Genomic DNA, 22,849 nt, shown 5'->3' on the forward strand with positions numbered 1-22,849 from the left:
GCAATCGCCGTCCGGCCCTTCGTCTGCGCGAGGCTCACCGTCAGCGGTAGTCGCCGGTCATCCTCACGGCCCCGCCGTGCACGCCCTTGGTCCCCGCGACGAGGTCCTCGGCCGGCGCGGCCGGGTCCAGGTCCGCCACCGAGCCCAGCACCCAGGCGGGCACGCCGCGCGCGGCCAGCGTGGCCAGCGCCGCGTCCACGCCGTCGGCGCCGACCACCGCCACCATCCCGACGCCGAGGTTGAGGGTGTTCTCCAGGTCGCGGCGCGGCACCGAGCCGAGGTCGCGCACCGTGCGGAAGACGGCGGGCACCTCCCACGACGAGCGGTCGACCGTGGCCACCGTGCCCTCGGGCAGCACGCGCGCGAGGTTCGCCGCGAGCCCGCCACCGGTCACGTGCGTGAACGCGTGCACCTGGGCGGCCGGGTCCTCGGCGAGCGCGAGCACGTCGCGCGCGTACACGCGCGTGGGCTCCAGCAGCTCCTCGCCCAGGGTGCGGCCGAACTCCTCGACGTGCCGGTCGAGCGACCAGCCCGCGTGCCTCACGACCGCGCGCACCAGCGAGTAGCCGTTGGAGTGCAGGCCGCTCGAGCCCATCGCGACGAGCACGTCGCCCGCGCGCACCCGGTCCGGGCCGAGCACGGCATCCGCCTCGACGATGCCCGTCGCCGCGCCCGCGACGTCGTACTCGTCGGGCTCCAGGAGGCCCGGGTGCTCGGCCGTCTCGCCGCCCACGAGGGCCGTGCCGGCCACCTCGCACGCCTGCGCGATGCCGCGCACGATGTCGGCGACGCGCTCGGGGACGACCTTGCCGGTGGCGATGTAGTCCGTCATGAACAGCGGCTCGGCACCGACCACGACGATGTCGTCCACGACCATGCCGACGAGGTCGAAGCCGATCGTGTCGTGCTTGTCGAGCGCCTGGGCGATCGCGACCTTGGTGCCGACGCCGTCCGTGGACGTGGCGAGCAGCGGCTTGCGGTACTCGCGGATCGCCGACAGGTCGAAGAGCCCGGCGAACCCGCCCACGCCGCCGAGGACGGCGGGCCCGTGCGTGCGCCGCACCGCGTCCTTCATCAGCTCGACGGCCTTGTCGCCGGCCTCGGTGTCGACGCCGGCCGCGGCGTAGGTCAGGGGTTCGTTCGTCACGTGTGGCTCACCGTTCGTCGGCTGTGTCGGTCGGCTGGGGTGTCAGCCGGCGGTCAGGGGTGGTCGAGGGCGGTGGAGCCGCCGGCACCCACGGCGACCTGCCGGAGCCCGTCCTCGGGGGCGCCGAGGGGCAGCTCGGCCTGCTCCAGCAGGTGCTTGCCGAGCTGGTCGGCGGTGGGGAGCTCGATCGGGTACTTGCCCGTGAAGCAGGCCGCGCACAGCTGCGAGGCGGGCTGCTCGGTGGCCTCGATCATGCCCTCGAGCGAGATGTAGCCGAGGGAGTCGGCTCCCAGGGTCTGCCCGATCTCGTCCGGCGTGAGCCCGTTGGCGATGAGCTCGGCACGCGAGGCGAAGTCGATGCCGTAGAAGCACGGCCACTTCACCGGCGGGGAGGAGATGCGCACGTGCACCTCCGCGGCCCCCGCCTCGCGGAGCATCCGCACCAGGGCGCGCTGCGTGTTGCCGCGCACGATCGAGTCGTCGACGACGACGAGGCGCTTGCCGCGGATGACCTCACGCAGGGGGTTGAGCTTGAGCCGGATGCCGAGCTGACGCAGCGTGTCGGACGGCTGGATGAAGGTGCGCCCCACGTACGCGTTCTTCGTCAGGCCCTGGCCGAACGGGATGCCCGACTCGGCGGCGTACCCGACGGCGGCCGGCGTGCCGGACTCGGGGGTCGGGATGACGAGGTCGGCCTCGACCGGGTGCTCGCGGGCCAGCGCACGGCCCATCGCCACGCGCGACGCGTGCACGGAACGGCCGTTGATCGTGTTGTCCGGGCGCGCCAGATACACGTACTCGAACACGCAGCCGGCGCGCTCGGGCTCGGCGAAGCGGTCGGAGTGCAGGCCGTCGGCGTCGATGGTGATGAGCTCGCCGGGCTCGACGTCGCGGACGTACGACGCGCCGACGATGTCGAGGGCGGGCGTCTCGGACGCGACCACCCAGCCGCGCTGGAGGCGCCCCAGGACCAGCGGGCGCACGCCCTGCGGGTCGCGCGCGGCGTACAGGGTGCCCTCGTCCATGAAGACGAGCGAGAAGGCGCCGCGCAGACGCGGGAGCACCTCGAGCGCCGTCTGGGCGAGGGTGTGGTCGGCGTCGCCCGCGAGCAGCGCGGTGATGAGCGCCGTGTCCGTGGTGTTGCCGCGCGCGAGCTCGCCGCGCCGCTGCGCGCCGTAGCGCTCGGCCACGAGGTTGACGAGCTCGGCGGAGTTGGTGAGGTTGCCGTTGTGCCCGAGGGCGACGGTGCCACCCGCCGTCGCGCCGAGCGTCGGCTGGGCGTTCTCCCAGGTCACACCACCCGTGGTGGAGTACCGACAATGGCCGACGGCGAGGTGGCCGGTGAGGGCGTCGAGCGCCGTCTCGTCGAAGACCTGGGACACGAGACCCATGTCCTTGTAGACGAGGATCTGCTCTCCGTTGCTGGTCGCGATGCCCGCGGACTCCTGTCCGCGGTGCTGCAGCGCGTACAGACCGAAGTAGGCGAGCTTGGCGACCTCCTCACCGGGGGCCCAGACCCCGAAGACGCCGCACGCGTCCTGGGGGCCCTTCTCGCCGGGCATGAGGTCATGGTTCAGGCGGCCGTCAGGGCGCAAGGGCATGGTCCGAGTATCCCACAGGAGCCCGGAGGGCCGACCTGCGCGGACGGGTGCGCGGGGGCGGGCGGACGGCTCAGCGGCGGCGCAGGCTGCGCCGGTCGGAGATCACCGCGATCAGCCCGGCGACGCCGAGGCCGACGGCGATGCCGCCGAGAATGGTGACCGACACGTAGACGCCCGGCTTCATCAACGTCTCGGCGGAGCCGGAGACGTCGATGAGCCACGTCGAGAAGATCAGGCCCACGACGGCGCCGACCAGCGCACCCACCCACAGGAAGACGGGGTACTTGGGGGCGCGACGGACCCGCTCCGGGTCGACGAGCAGCGTCACCTCCTGCGGCTCCTCGGGCACGTGCAGGGTCGGCGCGTCGTCCGCCGGGGCGTCGGCGGGCGCGGCCGGCGCCGGGACGTCGCCGGCCGTCCCGGGCGTCGCGGGGCGGTCGTTCGCGGTGCCGCCGTTCGCGGCGTCCTCGGGCACGGGACGGGCGCCGGCGGGGCCGTCGGGGGTGGAGCTGGTCACCCCACGAGCCTAAGTCACCCGGCGGAACCCTCCGGTCGTCGCCGTCGCGCTGCCCTCTTGCCGGCCCTCGCGCGCCACGCCCGCCCGGCGTGCAACGGCCGCCCGCCGTACGGTCGATCCGGGCGCGACCTGCGCCGTCGCCGAGTCGACGAGAAGGCATCGTCGGGAAGGGGAAGCATCGTGAGCATCTCCGGCATCATCAGCGCGATCATCATCGGCGCGATCATCGGCGCCCTGGGACGGCTGGTCGTCCGCGGGCGGCAGAACGTCTCGATCCTCGTGACGATCCTCGTCGGGATCGTCGCAGCCCTGCTGGGCACGTGGATCGCGGACCTCGTCGGGGTCAAGGACACGGACGGCATCGACTGGCTGGAGCTGGCCTTCCAGATCGTGCTGGCCGCGGTGGGCGTCTCCCTCGTCGCGGGCATGGGCAGCCGCAAGCAGCAGCCCTGACGCCGGCCGGGCGGACGGTCAGGGCCGACGGTCAGGGCCGACGAAGCCCGAGCACGACGACGCCCGCCGCACCCGCCGAGACCACGGGTGGTGGTCTCGGCCGGCGCGGCGGGCGTCCGGCGTCCCCGCGCCGGTCAGGCGATCCCGAGGTCCCGCCACGGGCTGTGCCGCGTGGCGCCGGGCTCGTCGGCGCGCGAGTACCAGCGCGCCTCCCAGCGATGACCGTCGTGCACGACGACGTCGCCGGCGCCGTACACCCAGGTGTCCGTCCAGGCCGGGAACGTCCCCGCGGGCGTGACGACCGGCGCCCCGACCTCGGCCCACGGCCCCTTCGTGGAGGCCCCGGGCTCGTCGCCGCGCGACCACCACAGCGCCTCGAAGAGCCCGCCGTCGAACACCACACGGTCGCCCTTCGTGTAGGTGGCCCTCGCCGACCACGCGGGCGCCGCGGGCGCGAGGTCGAGCCCCACGAGCAGCGGGTCGTGGTCCGACGACCGGAACGGCGTCTCGTCGTAGAGGATCGTCGCGTTGTAGTTGTACCGGCTGTACTCGTTCGCCACCGGCTCGTACGCGTTGATGTTCCAGATGTCCGTGCCGGACACCCGGTCGATCAGGCCCGGGGAGGCGAGCGCGTGGTCGAGCGAGCCGACGGCGCCGTCGAACGCGTACGTGTACTCGCCGGTGGTGGGGCCGAGGTCCGTGTAGCCGGCGTCGGTGAGGACCATGACCGGGTCCTCCTGCTCGTAGGAGTTGAGGTCGCCCACGAGCAGCACCGCGTCGGTGCCGGCGTCGTCGGCCACGTCGTCGGCGAAGGCGACCAGCGCGGTCGCCTGCCGCACGCGGGACTCGTTCGAGGCGCCCTGGCCGTCGCCGGTGTCCTTGTCGCCCGGCCAGGGGCCGGCCGACCCCTTCGACTTGAAGTGGTTGGCGATCACCACGACGTCGTCGCCCGGGTCGGCGTCGACCCCGCCTGCCGGCTGGAACACCTGCGCGAGCGGCTGGCGCGCGTTGCCGAACGCCACCGGGTCGTCGAGAATCCGCGAGGGGCCCACGGGCTCGGCGCCCGTCGTGCGGTAGACGAACGCCGTGCGGATCACGTCCTCGCTGGCCGGCAGGTCCGCCGGCGACGCGACGTACGCCCAGGTGCCGGCGCCGTCGTGCGCGTTCAGCGCGTCGACGAGGTCGGAGAGCGCCTGGTCGCGGTCCTTGCCGAAGGTCGCGGAGTTCTCGATCTCCTCGAGCGAGACGACGTCGGCGCCCAGCGCGGAGATCGCGGCGACGATCTTGGTCTGCTGCCGCTCCAGGTCGTCGGCCTGCGCGGCGCCGCGGGCGTCGCACCCGCCACGGACCGTCACCGGGTCGCCCGCGCGGTCGGTGTAGTAGGTGCACCCATCGAGCTGGTCACCCGTGGTCGTGAAGTAGTTGAGCACGTTGAACGTGCCCACCTGGAGCGTCCCACCCACGTCCTGCGGCGACGCCTCGCGCGTGTCCTCGAACGTGGCCGGCTGCACCGCGTCGGCCACGTCGGGGGTGAGCCGGTGCTGCGGCTGGAGCCCCCAGGCGTCGTAGCGGAAGTCGACGATCACGGGGCGCGTGAACGTCACGGCGGCCCCGACCCGCACCGGCTCGCCGCCTGTCAGCCACGGCAGCGGCTGGCTCGAGTTGGTGGCCGAGCTGTAGTTCGTCGACGCGCCATCGTCGAGCAGCACAGCGCGGGCCGCGTTGTCCTCGGCCTGCTCCTTCGCCTCGGGCGACCCGGGCCGGCCGACCGTCGTCGGCTGCACCAGCGGCGTGCTGCCGGCCGCGAGGCCGACGGTGCCGTAGAAGTTGGTGTCGTAGTTGTCGGTGACGGTGAAGTCGCCCTGGGGCGCGAGCAGCATGCCCTCGAGCGCCTCCCGCTCGGCTTCCGTGGCGGGCCAGGTCGTGGCCAGGGGCTCCACCGCGGCGGGCTCGTCGAGCACGGTCCACACGTCGGCGCTGACCTCCGTCAGGCCCGAATACTCGCTGACGGTGCCCGTGACCTCCACGTGGTCGCCGATCTCGAGCTGCTGCGCGGCCGCACGGGAGTAGACGAACACGGCGTCGGAGGCGCCGGGGGTGGCGTCGGCGGCGGGGTCGCCGCCGCTCCCCGCGGTCTGCAGGTACAGGCCGTCGAAGCCGCCCGTGGGGTACGTGGCGGTGACGACGCCGGCGGTCGTCACGGTCTTCCCGGCCAGCGGCGAGGTGGCGCCGGTGCCCTGGATCTCCGCGATCGTCGCGTCCTCGCCGGGGCCGGGGTCGGTGCCCGGGTCGGTGCCGCTCGCGGCCGGCGTCGGCGCCCCCGCCGCGAAGTCGGCGGCGTTGTCGGCGGTGTGCGCGTGGGCGCGGCGCGCGACCGACGTCGCGTTCGTGGTGGCGGGCGCCGGGCCGGAACCGGCCCAGGCGTTCGCGGTCGGGCCCCAGCCCACGAGGTCGACGACGTCGGCGGCCGCGGCACAGTCGGCGCCGGTGCACGATAGCCGGTCGGTGCTGCGCACGAGGGCGACCTTGGCGCCCGTGCCGGACATCGCGATCGTGCCGGTGACGTCGGGCGTGGGCAGCGCGGGCAGCGAGGTGTTCGCGCCCAGGGCCTGCGCGACGAGGTACGAGCCACGGGCGGGGATCTGGCCGCGCAGCGCGGTCTGCGCGCCGTTGGCCCAGGTGCCGGCGGCCGACGCGTACTGCACCGACCAGCCGTCGAGGGAGACGGGCTGGTCCGTCGGGTTGTACAGCTCGACGAAGTCCTGGTTGAACGGGGCGCCGCTGTTGCCGCCGCCCCCGTACACCTCGTCGATGACGACGGGCGCGGCGGGCGAGACGGCGGCGGACGCGGGCGCGGCGAGGGCCGCCCCGGCGGGCAGGACGAGCGCGGCCGTCACGGCGGCCGCGAGCGGTCCTCGGCGGCGGGCGGAACGGGGTGGGGTCACGGTGGCTCCTTTGCGGCGGACGTGCGGGTGACGTCACCCAAGCAGGACCGTGTGAACCACGGTTGAACCCCAGGTCACCGGACGCCGTCGTCCGCGACCCGGCAGCACCTGCCCGGTGCCGCCGAACGTAGCGGACGGCGCCGACACCCGCGATCGCGCGCGCGGGTCCTGCTCAGCGCCGCGGTCGCGCCGCCTGCAGCGGCAGCAGCGCGGCCAGGTCGGCACGCTCCCCCGACGCGCTCACCCGACCGGACCCGACGGCGTCGTCCCACGTCAGCCGGCCCGTGGCCAGGCCGAGCCAGGTCTCGACGTCGGTCTCCACGACGTTGGGCGGCGTCCCCCGCGTGTGCCGCGGCCCGGCGACGGCCTGCACCGCCCCGGCGGGCGGCACCCGCACCTCCACGGAGTTCCCGGGCGCGACGTCCGCCAGCTCCTCCAGGGTGAACCGCACCGCGGTGGTCACCACCGGGCGCGAGGAGTCACCCTCCAGCCACGCGGCCACGGCCGCGCGCCCCGCGGCAGGGTCGGTCCGTCGTCGAGCAGGCACGCCAGCACCCTATGCCTCGGCGCCGCCTCGTCCCGGTCGTGCACGCCTCCCCTCCGGCACGGCGTGGTCATCGCCCGTCATGGGACCGCGAGGAGGGCGCGGCCCTCAATGCGCGGCGCCCCTCGTACCAGCTCAGGTCGAGCCGGGATCGGGTTCCCTGTCGGCGCGGGCGCTGGGTGCGGTGACAGCGAAGCGCGGGTCGGCGAGTGCTTCGCGCGGACGTATCCCTCCCGAAGTGGAGGGCGCCCTGGCGCCCGTGAACGCGTCCGCGCGAAGCAGTCGCCGACCCGCGCGGAAGCACCCCCACCCACTGACCCATGCGAAGCAGTCGCCGCGGCGCACTCGCCGACCCGCGCGGAAGCAACCACGCGAGACAGCACCTAAGAAGCAGCCAGCTCCGCCCGCACCTCTTCCCGCAGCCGCCCGTGACGGGACGGCTCCGGAGCAGCAGCGAGCAGCGTCTTCGTGTAGTCGTGCTGCGGGTTGAGGATGACCTCGTCGGACGGCCCCCGCTCCACGATGTCGCCCCGGTACATGACGATGATCTCGTCGCTGAAGTGCCGGGCGGTGGCGAGGTCGTGGGTGATGTAGAGGACGCCGAGGTTCTCCTCGCGCTGCAGGCGCGCGAGGAGGTTGAGCACCCCGAGCCGGATGGACACGTCGAGCATGGAGACGGGCTCGTCGGCGACGAGGAACCGCGCGCCGGGCGCGAGGGCCCGGGCGATGGCGACGCGCTGCCGCTGCCCGCCGGACATCTCGTGGGGCCGCTTCACCGCGTAGATCTCGGCGGGCGTGAGGTTGACGCGCTCCAGCAGGTCGTGGACGGCGGTCTCGAGCCCGGCCCCGGACGCGACGCCGTGCAGGCGCAGCGGCCGCTCCAGGTGGTGACCCACGGTGTGGTACGGGTTGAGCGACGCGAACGGGTCCTGGAAGACCATCTGGACCTGGTGCCGGTAGGACGCCAGCCCCTTCCCGCGCCGCAGCACGGGGTTCCCGTCGAGCAGGATCTCCCCGGTGGTCGGGGTCTCGAGCTGGGAGATCATCTTGGCCACGGTCGACTTGCCGGAGCCGGACTCGCCGACGAGCGCGATGGTCTTGCCCGGCTCGAGGGTGAAGGACACGTCGTTGACGGCCCGCAGCTTGGTGCTCCTCATCCCGTTGCGGACCTTGAACTCCTTGACGAGGTGGCGGACCTCGAGGCTGCCGCTCATGACGCCTCCTCCTCGGGGGCGTCCTGGGAGACGCCGGTGCGGACGAACGAGCCGCGGTCGCCAGTGAGGCTCGGGAACGAGCTCAGCAGCTGCCGCGTGTACGGGTGCTGGGCCCGCGCGTAGATCGACTCGGACGTGTCGAGCTCGACGATCTCGCCGGCGCGCATGACGGCGATGCGGTCGCTGATCTCGAGCAGCAGGGGCAGGTCGTGCGTGATGAACACGACGGCGAAGTTGAACCGCTCGCGCAGCCGCATGATCTCGCGGAGGATGCCGCGCTGGACGACGACGTCGAGCGCCGTCGTCGGCTCGTCCATGATCATGACCTGCGGGCTGAGCGCCATGGCCATCGCGATCATGACGCGCTGGCGCATGCCGCCGGAGAGCTCGTGGGCGAAGCTGTCGAGGCGCGTGGGGTCGACGCCGACGAGCTCGAGCAGCTCGGCGGACCGTTCGGCCCGCTCCTTCTTGCCCATCTGCGGCCGGTGGGTGGTGAGCACGTCGCCGAGCTGCTTGCGGATGCTGATGACCGGGTTGAGCGAGTTCATCGCGCCCTGGAACACCATGGAGACCTTGTCCCAGCGGAACGCCCGGAGCGAGTCGCCGGTGAGGCCGACGACGTCGATGTCGGTGCCGTTCGCGTCGTGGAACGTGACCTCGCCGGAGCGCAGGATCGCCGGCGGCTTGAGGAGCCGGTTGAGGCCGTAGGCGAGGGTCGTCTTGCCGCAGCCGGACTCGCCGGCGAGGCCGAGGATCTCGCCGCGGTGCAGCGTCAGCGAGACGTCCTGGACGGCGCGGACGGGCGGGTCGACCTCGTACTCGATGGAGACGTGCCGGGCGGTGAGGACCGGCTCGAGGCCGGCGACGTGCTCGGCGTGGGTCGCGGAGCTCAGCGGGCCCGTGGTGGTGGCGGTGGTCATACGTCGACCCTCTCCTTCTGGCCGGGCGAGTCCTGCGGGTCGGTCGGGGCGTCGTCGCCCGCGGGAACGGCGGCCGTAACGGGCTCGGCTGCGCCGCGCCCGAGCTTGTCCCGACCGGCCTTGCGGGCCTCGCGCACGCTCTTGGCGGCGGCCGGCGCGAGGCGCAGCTTCGGGTTGACGATCTCGTCGATGGCGAAGTTGACGAGCGACAGGCCGGTGCCGAACAGCGCGATCAGCAGGCCCGGCGGGACGAACCACCACCAGGCGCCGCGGGAGAGCGCGCTGCCGCCCTGCGCCTCGTTGAGCATGGTGCCCCACGTGATCTGGCCGTTGGGCCCGAGGCCGAGGTAGGACAGGCCGGCCTCGCCGAGGATCGACAGGATGATGGCGAACAGGAACTGCGACGCCAGCAGGGGCAGCAGGTTGGGCAGCACCTCGACGAGGATGATCCGCGGGGTCTTCTCGCCGGCCACGCGGGCGGCGGAGACGTAGTCGCGCACGCGCAGCGAGCGGGCCTGGGAGCGCAGCACGACCGCCCCGCCGGCCCAGCCGGTCACGCCGAGGATCAGGGCCACCAGCAGCGTGCTGCGCACCTGGAGGTAGCTGGCGATCACGATCATCAGCGGCAGGCCGGGGATGACGATCATGATGTTGGTGATCAGCGAGAGGACCTCGTCGGTCCAGCCGCGCATGTAGCCGGCGATGACGCCGAACAGGAGCGCCAGCACGATGGCGATGAGGCCGGCGGTCACGCCGACCAGCAGCGAGCCGCGGGCACCCTCGGCGAGCTGCGCGAGGACGTCGTAGCCGAGGCTCGTGGTGCCGAGCCAGTGGCCCGGCTGCGGCGGCAGCATCGGGTCGTTGGCGGAGCTGTGCGGGTCCTGCGTGAGGAACGGCCCGACGATCGCGAAGAGCAGGATCGCGCCGATGAGGACGAGCCCGGCGATCAGCTTGCCCGACATGGAGGGCAGCATCTGGCGGAGCGCGGACTTCTTCACGGGAGCCGCGGCGGCGGCCGTCGTCGTGTCGGGTGTCTGGGTATCAGTCATTGTGGCGCGTCCTCGGGTCCAGGAAGCCGTAGATGAGGTCCATGAGGAACAGCGCCGCGAGGACCGCGAGCGTGATGACGAGGAAGACCCCCTGCATCAGCGCGTAGTCGTTGTTGCGGACGGCCGTGATCATGAGCTTGCCGACGCCGGGGTAGGTGAAGACCTGCTCCATGACGAGCGAGCCGGCGACGACGAAGCCGAGGGAGACGCCGAACCCGGCGAGCGACGGCAGGGCCGCGTTCCGCATCGCGTAGGTGGTGAACACCCGGCGGGGCCGCAGGCCCTTGGCCTCGGCGGTGGTGACGTAGTCCTCCGACAGGGTGGAGACCATCATGTTGCGCATCCCGAGCAGCCAGCCGCCGACCGACGAGATCACGATCGTCAGCGCGGGGAGGAACGCGTGGTAGAGCACGGAGCCGACGAAGGCCCAGCTCCACTCGGGACCGTTGAAGTGGAAGACGTCGTAGGCGCCGATGATCGGGAACCACTGCAGGTTCACGGCGAACACGAAGATGAGGACGAGTGCCACCCAGAAGTACGGCAGCGACTGCAACATCGTGGTGCTGGGGACGAGGCTGTCCACCCACGTGCCGCGCTTCCAGCCGGCGAACGCGCCGAGCCCGATGCCCAGCACGAACGAGATGATCGTGGCGGTGCCGACCAGGCCGAGGGTCCACGGGATCGCGTCGCCGATGAGCTCGGTGACGGGCGTCGGGAAGTTGGTGATGGAGACGCCGAGGTTGCCGGTGAGGACGTTCTTCCAGTACGTGAGGTACTGGTCCCACAGGGACTGGTTCTCGGCGGCGCCGAGGAGGAGCCGGATGCTGTTCTCGGTGCCCGCCGGGATGCCTCCGGCGCGCTGCAGCTTGGCCATGAGGATGTCGAACGGGTCACCCGGCAGCAGGCGCGGGATGAAGAAGTTCAGCGAGATCGCGGCCCACAGCGTGACTGCGTAGAAGGCGATCCGCCTCAGGTAGAACTTCATGGGGTCGGGCCGCCCTTCGGGTTCGCGGGCATGCGGCTCCTCCTCGTTGGTGCGTCACGTCGTCGTGGTGCTGGTGGTGCAGGGCGCGGGTGCGCCGGACCGGGCGACCGACGGGCGGGCCCGCCGGTCACCCGGTCTGGTGGGTCGACTACTCGGCGCCGCCGAGCTTGCCGAGGATGACGCCCGAGGACGGGCCCTGCCACGACGGCGGGAACATGTACATGTCGTCGTCGGTGGGCCAGCCGGAGTAGGCCGTCGTGTTGAAGAACGTCTGCGACGCGTTCACGACCAGCGGGATGTACGGCAGGTCCTCGACGATGTGCTCCTGGACGGTGGCGTAGGCGTCCTTCTTGGCGGCCTCGTCGTTCGTCTCGGAGGCGGCCTGGACGGCCGCGTTCACGTCGTCGTTGTCGTACCGGGAGAAGTTCCACTCGCCGGGCTCGAGGGCCTTGCCGACCTTCTGGGTGTAGTCGCCGGTGAACCACTCGCGGTAGATCTGGAACGGGTCGGCGATCGAGGTGCCGACGACGCCGCCCATGATGAGCTCGAACTCGCCGGAGACGCGGGCGTCGGCGAACTCGTTCCACGAGATGGTGGACGCGGTCACCTTGATGCCGGCCGCCTTGGCCTGCTCCTCGATGAGCTTTGCGGCGCTGTTGTAGTCCGTCCAGCCGTCGACCGACGTGAGCGTCAGGTCGATCGCCTTGCCGTCCTTGCCGTAGAAGCCCTTGTCGTCCTTGGTGTAGCCGGCGTCCTCGAGGATCTTCGCGGCGGCCGCGGCGTCCGCGGTCTGCGGCGACTCCTTGGGCATGCCGTCGGCGATCCACTTGTCGTCGCGCCCGAGCAGGGCGAACGTCGGCGAGATCTCCTTGGCGAGGCCGACGAAGGCCTTGTCGTTGATCGCCTTGCGGTCGATCGCGACGTTGAGGGCCTGGCGGACGGCGACGTCCGTCTGGTCGCCCTCGCAGCCGAGGTCGACGTTGGCGCAGGTGTACAGCACGGTCGGGTCGACCGGGGTGTTCACGTAGCCGTACGCACCGGTCGACGTGACGCGGTCCGGGTCGGGGACGAACATCGTCGACCAGTCGATCTGGCCGGTGGTGAGCAGGTCCTCGGCGGACTGGTTCTGGTCGATGCCGACGTACCGCAGCGAGGCGACCTTCGGGGTGCCGCCCCAGTAGTTCGGGTTGGCCTTGGCGGTGTAGGCCGCGTTCGAGGTGCTGTCCACCATGTACGGGCCGGTGCCGACGGGCTTCTCCGCGTTGGCCCAGGCCACCAGGCCCTCGAGCGCGTTGCCCTCGGCGTCCTTGCCGGAGTCCTTCTCGTGCTCGGCGAAGACGTGCTCCGGCACGATGTAGGTGCTGCCGAGGATCGCGAACTCGTTGGCGTAGGCCGGGTCGTCGAACGAGAAGACGACCGTGGACTCGTCCTTCGCGACGGCGTCCTTGAGGTACACGGGCTTGGCGGTGGCGTTGGTGAACGAGTAGACGACGTCGTCGGCGGTGAACGCCTCGCCGTCGTTCCACGTCACACCCTGGCGGATCTTGACCGTGAGCTCGGTGCCGTCCGCGTTCCACTCGTAGGACTCGGCCAGCATCGGCGTCGGGTCCACGTCCTGGAGCTTGTTGAAGGCGAAGAGCGTCTCGTAGATGCCGCCGTTGGCGAGGTGGAGCACGCCCACGGCGTAGGGGTTGAAGTTGGCCGTGATCGGGGTCTGGGAGCCGGCCCAGATCACGAGCTCGCGGTCGGTGGCCTTGCCCTCGGCCGCGGGGGCGCTCGAGGAGCTCCCGTCCTTGTTGCCCTCCCCGTCGCCACCGGAGCACCCGGCGGCCAGGAGGGTCACGCTCGTGAGGGCAGCGGCCGCCATCAGCCACCGGCCTCGCGTCGTACGTCGGTTCATCGTGGGTCCTTCCGGAAGGCGACGCGTCGTCACGCCGCGGTGGTACCGCAATGGCCGTAGGGCAGGAACCTTAACGAATACATCGGGGTGGTCCGCTAGGGGTTGAATCGTTATAAGGCAGGAGTGTTATCAAAACGTCACCTCGTGCGGTCACGACGCCGACGACCGGGCCGGCCTCACGTCTCGGCCCGCTGTCTCGTCGGGACGGTGGACGACCACGAGGACCACTCAGGACGGAGCCCACCATGACCGCGACACAGGACCACCCCGCCGAGATCCGGCGACGGCTCGGGTCGATCGCCGACGCCCTGCGCGCCAAGGACCTCGACGTGCTGCGCGACCTCTACGCGGACGACGTCGTGTCGTTCGACGTCGAGCCGCCCCTGCAGCACGTCGGGATCGACGCCAAGCTGCGCAACTGGACGCGGGTGTTCGACACCTTCGCCACGGTCGACTACGAGCTGCGCGACCTCACCCTCACCGTCGACGACCGCGTCGCCTTCGGGCACGCGTTCGGCCGGCTCAGCGGCACCCTCGCCGACGGCACGGCCGTGGGCGGCATGTGGGTGCGCGGGACGTTCGGCCTGCGCCGCGACGGCGACCGCTGGGTGGTCGCGCACGACCAGGTCTCGGTGCCGCTCGACGTGCGCACCGGCGCCGGGATCACCGACCTCGAACCCTGACCGACGGCCGCCCGGCCGGGGCGGCCGGCGTCGGTGCCGCGTCAGGGCAGCGTCAGGGCAGCGTCAGGGCACGGTGAACAGCACCCGCCGCTCGGGGACGGACGCCGCGGCGAGGGTCGCCCGGACGCGCTCGCCGAGGGGCAGGTCGGCGCCGTCGACGCGCGCCCGGACCGCAGGCTCGGTCAGCATCATCTCGCCGCGCTGCACCCCGCCCTCGGCGTCGCCCTTCGCACCGCGCACGTCCACGACGACGCCGTCGAACCCCTCGCCCTCGCGGCCCGCCAGCAGCGCCGCCTCGACGATGTCGACGCTGCCGCGCTCGAACGCACCGGCCGTGCGGGACGCCGCCGCCATCGTCTCGGGCAGGGCGGGCAGGGCGTCGGCCACCCAGGCCGGCACCTCCCGCCCCGCGCCGTGCGCGAGGCACACCTCGGTGGCGTAGCGGTCGGCGAGCCGGCGCAGCGGCGCGGTGACGTGGGCGTACTCGGCGGCGATCGCCGCGTGCCGCGCGTCGGCCGGGAGCGGTACCGGCGCCCCGCCGTCGGGCCCCGGCACCCCGAATGCCAGGTAGCCCGCGCCGCGGAAGAGCGACGTCGCCTCGGAGAGGAACGCCGCGTGGGCCGGGCGGCGCGACTCCAGCGTGGGCACGAGCTGCGCGTACGAGACGTCGTCCGACCAGTCGATGCCCAGCGCGGCGGCGGTGCGCCGCAGCCGCGCGACGTCCCGGTCGTCGGCGGGCGGCAGAGTGCGGAACAGGCCCACCCCGGCCTCGCGCATCATCGCGGCCGCGGCGATGCCGGTGAGGAGCGAGATCTGCGCGTTCCACCCCTCCACGGGCAGCGTGCGGCGCAGCTCGAGGGCGAACGTGCCGTCCTCGTGCGGCACGATCTCCTGCTCGGGCACCTCCAGCGACACCCCGCCGCGGTCGCGCTCGCGCGCCTGGCGCAGCCGCCCGACGTCGGCCAGCAGGGCCAAGGAGTCGGACGCCGTGCCGGCGTCGAGCTGGGCCTGCGCCTCGCCGTAGGTGAGGCGGGCCCGGGAGCGGACCGTCGCGCGCGTCACCGAGGTGCTGGTGATCTCGCCCTCCGCGTCCAGCCCGATCGTCCACAGGACGGCGGGCCGGTCCTCGTCGGGCAGCAGGCTGGCGGCGCCCTCGGACAGGACGGGCGGGTGCAGCGGCGTGCGCACGTCCGGGCCGTAGACCGTGGTGCCGCGCCGGTGGGTCTCGGCGTCGAGCGCGCCGCCCGGGGCCACGAAGGCGGCGACGTCCGCGATGGCGTAGCGCACGATGTAGCCGCGGCCGGACGACGCGACGTGGACCGCCTGGTCGAGATCCATGGAGCCCGGCGGGTCGATGGTCACGAGCTCGACGTCGCGCCGATCCTGCCGCGCCTGGCCGCCGTCGACCGACGAACCGCCGCCCTTCGCGGCCTCCTGCGCCTCGTCGCGGACCGCGGCGGGGAACATTGCGGGCAGCCCCACCTCGGCGCGGAGTGCGGCGAGGGCGTCCGCGACCTCGGCCGGGCCGGCATGGGCGAGATGGAGCTGACGCGTCGGCACGGCTCGACGGTAACGGCGCGCCGTCGGGGCCGCGCGGCGAGCGGCCGCCGCACCGGTATGGCGTGCGTCCCGTTTTCGACAGGCTCCGCCGCGGCCAGATATCTTGATGTCAAACAATCTCTCGTCCATCACTGCCCTGCCTAGGGAGCATCGCCGCATGACCACCGAGTCCCGGCCCGAGGCCGCCACGATCATCTACACGCACACCGACGAGGCGCCGCTGCTCGCGACGTACTCGTTCCTCCCGATCGTCGAGGCGTACGCCGCCCAGGCCGGGGTCACGCTCGAGACGCGCGACATCTCCCTCGCCGGTCGCATCCTGGCCCAGTTCCCGGAGCGCCTGAGCGACGACCAGCGCATCGGCGACGCCCTCGCCGAGCTGGGCGCGCTGGCCACCACCCCCGAGGCCAACATCATCAAGCTGCCGAACATCTCGGCCTCCCAGCCGCAGCTCAAGGCCGCGATCGCCGAGCTGCAGGGCCAGGGCTACGACGTGCCCGACTACCCCGAGGACCCGCAGACCGACGCCGAGAAGGACGTGCGCGCCCGGTACGACAAGGTCAAGGGCTCGGCCGTCAACCCCGTGCTGCGCGAGGGCAACTCGGACCGCCGCGCGCCCGCCTCGGTGAAGAACTACGCCAAGGCGCACCCGCACCGCATGGGCGCCTGGTCGGCGGACTCGAAGACGAACGTCGCGACGATGAGCTCCGGCGACTTCTTCTCCCACGAGAAGTCGGTCGTGATCCCCGCCGACGACACCCTGACGATCCGCCTGGTCACCCCGGCCGGCTCGACCGTGCTCAAGGACGGCCTGAAGGTCGAGGCCGGCGAGGTCGTCGACGGGACGTTCATGTCCGTCGCGGCGCTGAACACCTTCCTCGCGGAGCAGGTCGCCCGCGCCAAGGCGGAGGGCGTGCTGTTCTCCGCGCACCTCAAGGCCACGATGATGAAGGTCTCCGACCCGATCATCTTCGGCCACGTCGTGCAGGCGTTCTTCCCGGCGTTGTTCGAGCAGTACGGCGACCAGCTCAAGGCCGCGGGCATCTCCCCCAACGACGGCCTCGGCGGCCTCCTCGCCGCCGTCGACACGCTGCCCGACGGCGCCGCCATCAAGGCCGCCGTCGAGCAGGGCCTGGCCGACGGCCCGGCGCTCGCCATGGTCGACTCCGACCGCGGCATCACCAACCTGCACGTGCCGTCCGACGTCATCATCGACGCCTCCATGCCCGCGATGATCCGCGGCGGCGGCCACATGTGGGGCCCTGACGGCAAGGAGCACGACACGCTCGCCGTCATCCCTGACTCGTCGTACGCGGGCGTCTACCAGACCGTCATCGACGACTGCCGCGCGAACGGCGCCCTCGACCCGGCCACGATGGGCTCCGTGCCCAACGTCGGCCTCATGGCCAAGAAGGCCGAGGAGTACGGCTCGCACGACAAGACGTTCGAGATCCCCGCCGACGGCACCGTCGAGGTCGTGAACGCGGCCGGCGACGTGCTGCTGAGCCACGACGTCCAGGCCGGCGACATCTGGCGCGCCTGCACCACCAAGGACGTCGCCATCCGCGACTGGGTCAAGCTCGCCGTCAACCGCGCCCGCGCCACCGGCTCCCCCGCCGTGTTCTGGCTCGACGCGCAGCGCGGCCACGACGCGCAGCTCATCGCCAAGGTCGAGGAGTACCTGGGCGACCACGACACCGAGGGCCTCGACATCCACGTCATGGCGCCGGCCGAGGCGACGGCATTCTCCCTCGCGCGCATCCGCCAGGGCCTGGACACCATCTCGGTGACCGGCAACGTGCTGCGCGACTACAACACGGACCTGTTCCCCATCCTCGAGCTGGGGACGTCGGCCAAGATGCTGTCCGTCGTGCCGCTGATGAACGGCGGCGGGCTCTTCGAGACCGGCGCCGGCGGCTCCGCCCCGAAGCACGTGCAGCAGCTGCTCGCGGAGAACTACCTGCGCTGGGACTCGCTCGGCGAGTTCTTCGCGCTGGCCGCGTCGTTCGAGCACCTGGCCACGGCCACCGGCAACGCGCGCGCCCAGGTGCTCGCGGACACCCTCGACCGCGCCACGGGCACGTTCCTCGACCAGGACAAGTCCCCGACGCGCCGCGTCGGCGGGATCGACAACCGCGGCTCGCACTTCTACCTGGCGCTGTACTGGGCCCAGGAGCTCGCCGCGCAGTCGGAGGACGCCGAGCTGGCCGCCGCGTTCGGGCCGCTGGCCGCGTCGCTCGCCGAGCAGGAGTCGACGATCGTCGCCGAGCTCGTCGGCGTGCAGGGCTCGCCCGCCGACATCGGCGGCTACTACCGCCCCGACGCGGCCAAGGCCGCCGCGGTGATGCGCCCGTCCGCCACCTTCAACACGGCGCTCGAGGCCCTGTAGCGCCGAGGTAGTCCGGAATCTCGCGAGGTAGTTCGAAAATCGCCGAGGTAGTTCCCCCGGGGTGGTCCGACCTCCTAGGGGGAACTACCTCGGCGTGCTACCAGGACCAGCCGCGGGAGCTGAGCTCCAGCTCCTCGCGCAGCCGCTCCGCGGACTCGGCGCGCTCGCCGGCGCGCACCGGCAGGTCGACGACGCTCAGCCCGGCGAGGCGGCACGCCTCCCGGAGCAGGGCGTCGTACGCCGACTGCGCCGCGCGGGAGTGGTGCGCACGCGCGTACACCTGCGGGTCGTCGTCGATGGCGCGCAGTTCGCGCGAGAGCTCACCCAGGCGCACCTGGACGGTCAGCGTCAGGAGCGGGTCGGACGCGAGGTCCCGACGGCGGCGCGACCGCCGCTCGACGGCCTCCCGGTGCGCTCCCGAGCGCACCCACGACCATGCGGCGACCGTCACGAACGCCACGACCGCCACCGTCACGAGCGCCAGCTGCCACGTCATCGGAGCACCACCTCCGCACCCTTTTTCAGCCTATGCCGGGCGCGTCGCGCACGCGACAATCGGCGGCATGCCGGCGCACCGGGCCCTCGCGGCGACCATCCTCGCGGTGGTCGCGCTGCTCCTGGCGGCCTGCGGCTCCCGGGTGCCGCCGCAGTCGGCGGAGCCGCCCCTGGTGCTCGCGGCCGCCGAGGCGCTGCCGCCCGGCGCGACCGGCAGCGTCGACGTCGGCGGTCGGCCCGTCCAGGTCCACGTGCCGCCCTCGTACGACCCCGCCCGCCCGGCCCCGCTGGTCGTCGTCCTGCACGGCCTCGGCTCCGGCGCCGCCCGCGTGGACGCCGCCCTCGGGCTGCGCGACGGGGCGCTCGCGCGCGGCGTGCTCTACGCCCTGCCCGAGGGGACGGAGGGCCCCGACGGCCGGCGGTTCTGGAACGCGAGCGACGCCTGCTGCGGCGTCGACCGCGCCGGCGTCGACGACTCCGCCTACCTCGCTCTCGTGATCCGCACGCTCGGGGCCACGTACGCCGTGGACCCGGACCGGGTCGCCGTCGTCGGGTACTCGAACGGCGGGTTCATGGCCTACCGCACGGCGTGCGACCACGCCGACCTCGTGTCCGTCGCCGTGTCGCTCGCGGGGGCGATGCCCGCGGACGAGGGCGCCTGCCGTCCCTCGCGCGCGGTGACCGTCGTGCAGGCGCACGGCACCGCCGACGCCGTCATCCGCGCGGACGGCGGGGTCCGCGACGGGCACGCCTACCCGTCGGCCGCGAGGTCCGCCGCCGACTGGGCACGCCTCGACGGCTGCGACCCGGCGCCCACGGGCGCCACCGCAGGGCGCGACCTCGACGGGGCGATCCCCGAGGCCGAGACCACCGCGACGACGTGGGACGGGTGCTCGGGCGGCACCTCGGTCGAGCTGTGGTCGATCGCGGGCGCCGGGCACGCCCCCGCCCTCACCGGGACGTTCGCGACGTCGGTGCTCGACCTCGTGACGGGCGAGCGCTGAGCCGTCTGCCTGTCTGCCAGCGCCCGACCAAGGCTCGCCTGGCCTTGCTGGCGGCGCGCGGGAAGGCTCCCTAACCTGGAATGGTTCAAGAGAGCGATCGTCACCGGAAGGAAGGTTCACCCATGACCACTCCCACGATGAAGCGCATCACTCCCCGCGCCGCCGCGTCCGACACCCTCCGCGCCCACCTGCAGCGCGTGCTCGTCGCGCTGGTCGACCTGCACGTCCAGGGCAAGCAGGCCCACTGGAACGTCACCGGCCGCGGGTTCCGCGACCTGCACCTCCAGCTCGACGAGCTGGTCGACGTCGCCCGCGAGCACAGCGACGCCGTCGCCGAGCGGCTCCGCGCGCTCCAGGCCGTGCCGGACGGGCGCACCGAGACCGTCGCCACCACGACGGACCTGTCCCCGTACCCCGCTGGCCTGGTGTCCGTCGAGGACACGGTCGACGCGATCGTCGAGCGCGTGGCGCAGGCCACGGAGGTCGCGCGCGAGGTGCACGACGACGTCGACGCGGAGGACCCGACCACGGCCGACCTGCTGCACGAGATCATCACCGACCTCGAGAAGCAGGCGTGGATGATCTCGTCGGAGAACCACGAGGTCTGAGCCGGCCCGCGGGCGATCGCCCGGACCCGGTCACGACGACGGCGCGCCCCCGGTCGGGGACGCGCCGTCGTCGTTCGTCGAGGCCTGTGCCGGTCAGATCACGCCGAAGGCGATCATCGCGTCGGCCACCTTGGTGAAGCCCGCGATGTTCGCGCCGACGACGTAGTCGCCCGGGGCGTCGTACTCCTCCGCCGTGGCGAGGCAGTTGTCGTGGATGTTGGTCATGATCTCCGCGAGGCGGGACTCGGTGTGCTCGAAGCTCCACGAGTCGCGGGACGCGTTCTGCTGCATCTCGAGCGCCGAGGTGGCCACACCGCCGGCGTTGGCCGCCTTGCCCGGGCCGAACAGCACGCCGGCGTCGCGCAGGAGCCCCACGGCCTCGGGCGTCGTGGGCATGTTGGCGCCCTCCGCGACGGCGCGCACGCCGTTCGCAACGAGCTGCTTGGCGTCCGCCTCGCTGAGCTCGTTCTGCGTGGCGCACGGCAGCGCGACGTCGGTGGGGACGTCCCAGATGCTGCCGTCGGTCACGAGGCGCGCGCCCGGGCGGCGCTCCACGTAGTCCGCGACGCGGCCGCGCTCCACCTCCTTGATCTCCTTGAGGAGGTCGAGGTCGATGCCGGCCTCGTCGACGACGTAGCCGGAGGAGTCGGAGAACGTCACGACGCGGCCGCCGAGCTGCGCGGCCTTCTCGGCGGCGTAGATCGCGACGTTGCCGGAGCCGGAGACCGAGACGCGGCGGCCGTCCAGGCTCTCGCCCTGCGTGCCGAGCATGCTCTGCGCGAAGAGGACCGCGCCGTAGCCGGTGGCCTCACGACGCACGAGCGAGCCGCCCCAGGTGAGGCCCTTGCCGGTGAGCACGCCGGACTCGTAGCGGTTGGTGATCCGCTTGTACTGCCCGAACAGGTACCCGACCTCGCGGGCGCCCACGCCGATGTCGCCGGCCGGCACGTCCGTGTACTCGCCGATGTGGCGGTACAGCTCGGTCATGAACGACTGGCAGAACCGCATGACCTCGCCGTCCGAGCGGCCGCGCGGGTCGAAGTCGGAGCCCCCCTTGCCGCCGCCGATGGGCAGGCCGGTGAGCGCGTTCTTGAAGATCTGCTCGAAGCCGAGGAACTTCACGATCCCCAGGTAGACCGAGGGGTGGAAGCGCAGGCCGCCCTTGTACGGGCCGAGGGCCGAGTTGTACTCGACGCGGAAGCCGCGGTTGATCCGCACGCGGCCGGTGTCGTCGACCCACGGCACGCGGAAGATGATCTGCCGCTCGGGCTCGCAGATGCGCTCGAGGACCGCCGCCTCCACGTACTGCGGGTTCTTGCGCAGCACCGGGCCCAGCGACTCGAAGACCTCGCGCACGGCCTGGTGGAACTCCACCTCGCCGGGATTGCGCCGCAGCACCTCGGCGAACACTGGCTGCAGACGGTCTTCCATCGGGGCTCCTCCCGGTCGGTGGGGACGCGCCCGCGGGCCCGGGAGGGCGGCACGGCACACGCACGACCTTCGCAGGGTAGCCGACCGGCGAGACGCCATCTCACGCGGCGAGACGGCGCGATCCGGTCCCCGGAGGCCCGTGGTGCGATCTCTCGCGCCGACCGGGCAGGTGACGCGAGAGTTCACGTCGTCGAAGGCCTTCGACGACGGAAGCCCCACGTGGCGCGCGTCTCATCCGCGGCCCGCCTCATCCGTTCGGATGAGGCCGCCGTCCCCGGCCGTGCGATGCCTCGGCCGTCCGCGGCGTCGCACGCTGGACGCCGGAGCCGAGACGCGGCTCGTGGAAGCAGTCAGGAGAGCTCGATGAACAAGCGACTCGTCGCCACCGTCACCGCCGCCGCGGCCCTCGGCGGCCTGGGCCTGGTCGGCGCCCAGCCGGCCCTCGCGCAGGGGGACGTCGACCACGGGCGCCCCGCCTCGTACGCGCTCACCGGCGACCCCGAGGGCAGCCGGTTCGAGGGCATCGGCGCCGACCAGCGCCGCGGCACCTTCTACGTCAGCGAGGTCACCGGCGGCGAGATCCATCGCGGCGACGTGCGCGACGGCCGGACCAAGGAGTGGCTGCCCGAGGGCGCCGACGGCCGCACCACGGCGCGCGGCATCACCGTGGACGCCGCGGGGAACGTCTACGTCGCCGGCGGCCCGAACGGTCTCACGGGCGACCGCCCCGACCTGTGGGTGTACTCGCCCGAGGGCGACCTGCTCGCCGCGCTCCAGGTGCCCGCCGACGAGGCGTTCCTCAACGACGTCGCGATCGGCCCGGACGGCGCCGCCTACTTCACCGACTCCAACGACCCCCGCATCTACCGCGTCGCGCAGGGGGCGGACGGCTGGGAGGCCGAGGTCTGGGCCGACGCCACCGGCACGGTCGAGCGCCAGGAGGGCTTCAACCTCGGCGGCATCGTGCTGTCGGCCGACCGCAGCGCGTTCGTCGTCGCGCAGGGCAACACGGGCGACCTGTGGCGCTTCGGGCTCGACGGCTCGGTCCGCGCGATCGACACCGGTGCCGCGGACCTCGTGAACGCCGACGGCCTCGTGCGGCAGGGCAACCGCCTCACCGTGGTGCGCAACTTCGACCACGCGATCGCCACGCTGCGGCTGTCCGCCGACGGATCGCAGGCCCGCTACCTCGGCCAGCAGGACACCGACCCGACCAAGGTCTTCACCACGGCCAAGGAGCTCCGCGGGCGCGTCCTTTTCGTCGAGAGTGAGTTCGGCGACGGCCCCGCCACCCCGCCCTACCAGGTGACGACGAACCCCTTCGCCGGCTGACCCGCTACCCCACTGCCCAGAACGCTGTGAGCGGGCGTTTGGCCCTGTTTCGCCTCCGAAACAGGGCCAAAC

Annotated in this window: 19 protein-coding genes; 6 read left to right on the forward strand and 13 right to left on the reverse strand. The window is 72.8% G+C overall.

Annotated features, from left to right (window positions below):
• Nucleotides 1-40: 40 nt before the first annotated feature.
• From purM to ACFWDO_RS16675, 3 genes are all read right to left on the reverse strand, one after another.
• The gene (purM, locus tag ACFWDO_RS16665; RefSeq protein ID WP_380325914.1) at nucleotides 41-1,147 is read right to left on the reverse strand and encodes a phosphoribosylformylglycinamidine cyclo-ligase; all 1,107 of its coding nucleotides are present in this window, start codon (nucleotides 1,145-1,147) and stop codon (nucleotides 41-43) included.
• Between the two features lie 53 nt (nucleotides 1,148-1,200).
• Nucleotides 1,201-2,748, reverse strand: coding sequence for an amidophosphoribosyltransferase (gene purF / locus ACFWDO_RS16670; RefSeq protein WP_380325911.1), 1,548 nt, complete (start codon nucleotides 2,746-2,748; stop codon nucleotides 1,201-1,203).
• A 70-nt stretch (nucleotides 2,749-2,818) separates the two neighbouring features.
• Nucleotides 2,819-3,265, reverse strand: coding sequence for a hypothetical protein (locus ACFWDO_RS16675; RefSeq protein WP_380325908.1), 447 nt, complete (start codon nucleotides 3,263-3,265; stop codon nucleotides 2,819-2,821).
• Nucleotides 3,266-3,445: 180 nt separating this feature from the next.
• Here ACFWDO_RS16675 and ACFWDO_RS16680 point away from each other — a divergent pair, with 180 nt between their 5' ends.
• Nucleotides 3,446-3,718, forward strand: coding sequence for a GlsB/YeaQ/YmgE family stress response membrane protein (locus ACFWDO_RS16680; RefSeq protein WP_380325905.1), 273 nt, complete (start codon nucleotides 3,446-3,448; stop codon nucleotides 3,716-3,718).
• A 134-nt stretch (nucleotides 3,719-3,852) separates the two neighbouring features.
• Here ACFWDO_RS16680 and ACFWDO_RS16685 read toward each other — a convergent pair whose 3' ends face one another.
• The 7 genes from ACFWDO_RS16685 to ACFWDO_RS16715 all read right to left on the reverse strand — a co-directional run bounded on the left by ACFWDO_RS16685 (nucleotide 3,853) and on the right by ACFWDO_RS16715 (nucleotide 13,275).
• Complete coding sequence (locus tag ACFWDO_RS16685; RefSeq protein WP_380325902.1) at nucleotides 3,853-6,663, reverse strand: ExeM/NucH family extracellular endonuclease; 2,811 nt, start codon at nucleotides 6,661-6,663, stop codon at nucleotides 3,853-3,855.
• 172 nt (nucleotides 6,664-6,835) lie between these two features.
• Nucleotides 6,836-7,210, reverse strand: a complete 375-nt coding sequence (locus ACFWDO_RS16690; protein WP_380325899.1) for a sterol carrier family protein — start codon at nucleotides 7,208-7,210, stop codon at nucleotides 6,836-6,838.
• A 380-nt stretch (nucleotides 7,211-7,590) separates the two neighbouring features.
• Nucleotides 7,591-8,421 carry an ABC transporter ATP-binding protein gene (locus ACFWDO_RS16695; RefSeq protein WP_380324165.1) on the reverse strand — a complete coding sequence of 277 codons (831 nt, stop codon included), beginning with the start codon at nucleotides 8,419-8,421 and terminating at the stop codon, nucleotides 7,591-7,593.
• On the reverse strand, nucleotides 8,418-9,341 hold the full coding sequence (locus tag ACFWDO_RS16700; RefSeq protein WP_380324168.1) for an ABC transporter ATP-binding protein: 924 nt from the start codon (nucleotides 9,339-9,341) through the stop codon (nucleotides 8,418-8,420). The genes ACFWDO_RS16695 and ACFWDO_RS16700 overlap by 4 nt, the downstream gene beginning before the upstream one ends.
• Nucleotides 9,338-10,390, reverse strand: coding sequence for an ABC transporter permease (locus ACFWDO_RS16705; RefSeq protein ID WP_380324171.1), 1,053 nt, complete (start codon nucleotides 10,388-10,390; stop codon nucleotides 9,338-9,340). Before ACFWDO_RS16705 ends, ACFWDO_RS16700 begins: the two co-directional genes overlap by 4 nt.
• Nucleotides 10,383-11,375, reverse strand: coding sequence for an ABC transporter permease (locus ACFWDO_RS16710; protein ID WP_380324174.1), 993 nt, complete (start codon nucleotides 11,373-11,375; stop codon nucleotides 10,383-10,385). The genes ACFWDO_RS16705 and ACFWDO_RS16710 overlap by 8 nt, the downstream gene beginning before the upstream one ends.
• Nucleotides 11,376-11,523: 148 nt before the next feature.
• Nucleotides 11,524-13,275 carry an ABC transporter substrate-binding protein gene (locus ACFWDO_RS16715; RefSeq protein WP_380324177.1) on the reverse strand — a complete coding sequence of 584 codons (1,752 nt, stop codon included), beginning with the start codon at nucleotides 13,273-13,275 and terminating at the stop codon, nucleotides 11,524-11,526.
• A 245-nt stretch (nucleotides 13,276-13,520) separates the two neighbouring features.
• Between ACFWDO_RS16715 and ACFWDO_RS16720 the strand changes: the two genes are divergently transcribed.
• Nucleotides 13,521-13,958 carry a YybH family protein gene (locus ACFWDO_RS16720; RefSeq protein ID WP_380324180.1) on the forward strand — a complete coding sequence of 146 codons (438 nt, stop codon included), beginning with the start codon at nucleotides 13,521-13,523 and terminating at the stop codon, nucleotides 13,956-13,958.
• Between the two features lie 63 nt (nucleotides 13,959-14,021).
• Here ACFWDO_RS16720 and ACFWDO_RS16725 read toward each other — a convergent pair whose 3' ends face one another.
• Nucleotides 14,022-15,518 (reverse strand): RNB domain-containing ribonuclease, encoded by a 1,497-nt coding sequence (locus tag ACFWDO_RS16725; protein WP_380324183.1) that lies wholly within the window; start codon nucleotides 15,516-15,518, stop codon nucleotides 14,022-14,024.
• Nucleotides 15,519-15,675: 157 nt separating this feature from the next.
• Between ACFWDO_RS16725 and ACFWDO_RS16730 the strand changes: the two genes are divergently transcribed.
• Nucleotides 15,676-17,907, forward strand: coding sequence for an NADP-dependent isocitrate dehydrogenase (locus tag ACFWDO_RS16730; protein ID WP_380324186.1), 2,232 nt, complete (start codon nucleotides 15,676-15,678; stop codon nucleotides 17,905-17,907).
• A 97-nt stretch (nucleotides 17,908-18,004) separates the two neighbouring features.
• Here the strand turns inward: ACFWDO_RS16730 and ACFWDO_RS16735 are convergent, their stop codons facing one another.
• Complete coding sequence (locus ACFWDO_RS16735; RefSeq protein WP_380324189.1) at nucleotides 18,005-18,403, reverse strand: hypothetical protein; 399 nt, start codon at nucleotides 18,401-18,403, stop codon at nucleotides 18,005-18,007.
• A 67-nt stretch (nucleotides 18,404-18,470) separates the two neighbouring features.
• Between ACFWDO_RS16735 and ACFWDO_RS16740 the strand changes: the two genes are divergently transcribed.
• A complete protein-coding gene (locus tag ACFWDO_RS16740; RefSeq protein WP_380324192.1) occupies nucleotides 18,471-19,406 on the forward strand; it encodes an alpha/beta hydrolase family esterase in 936 nt (311 codons plus the stop codon).
• Between the two features lie 122 nt (nucleotides 19,407-19,528).
• Nucleotides 19,529-20,014, forward strand: coding sequence for a Dps family protein (locus tag ACFWDO_RS16745; RefSeq protein WP_380324194.1), 486 nt, complete (start codon nucleotides 19,529-19,531; stop codon nucleotides 20,012-20,014).
• A 93-nt stretch (nucleotides 20,015-20,107) separates the two neighbouring features.
• Here the strand turns inward: ACFWDO_RS16745 and gdhA are convergent, their stop codons facing one another.
• Nucleotides 20,108-21,445, reverse strand: a complete 1,338-nt coding sequence (gdhA, locus tag ACFWDO_RS16750) for an NADP-specific glutamate dehydrogenase (RefSeq protein ID WP_380327071.1) — start codon at nucleotides 21,443-21,445, stop codon at nucleotides 20,108-20,110.
• Between the two features lie 363 nt (nucleotides 21,446-21,808).
• Between gdhA and ACFWDO_RS16755 the strand changes: the two genes are divergently transcribed.
• Nucleotides 21,809-22,777, forward strand: a complete 969-nt coding sequence (locus ACFWDO_RS16755) for an SMP-30/gluconolactonase/LRE family protein (protein ID WP_380327074.1) — start codon at nucleotides 21,809-21,811, stop codon at nucleotides 22,775-22,777.
• Nucleotides 22,778-22,849: the final 72 nt, after the last annotated feature.

It is taken from the genome of Isoptericola sp. NPDC060185 (assembly GCF_042728595.1).
In the GTDB taxonomy this organism is placed as follows: Bacteria; Actinomycetota; Actinomycetes; order Actinomycetales; family Cellulomonadaceae; genus Isoptericola.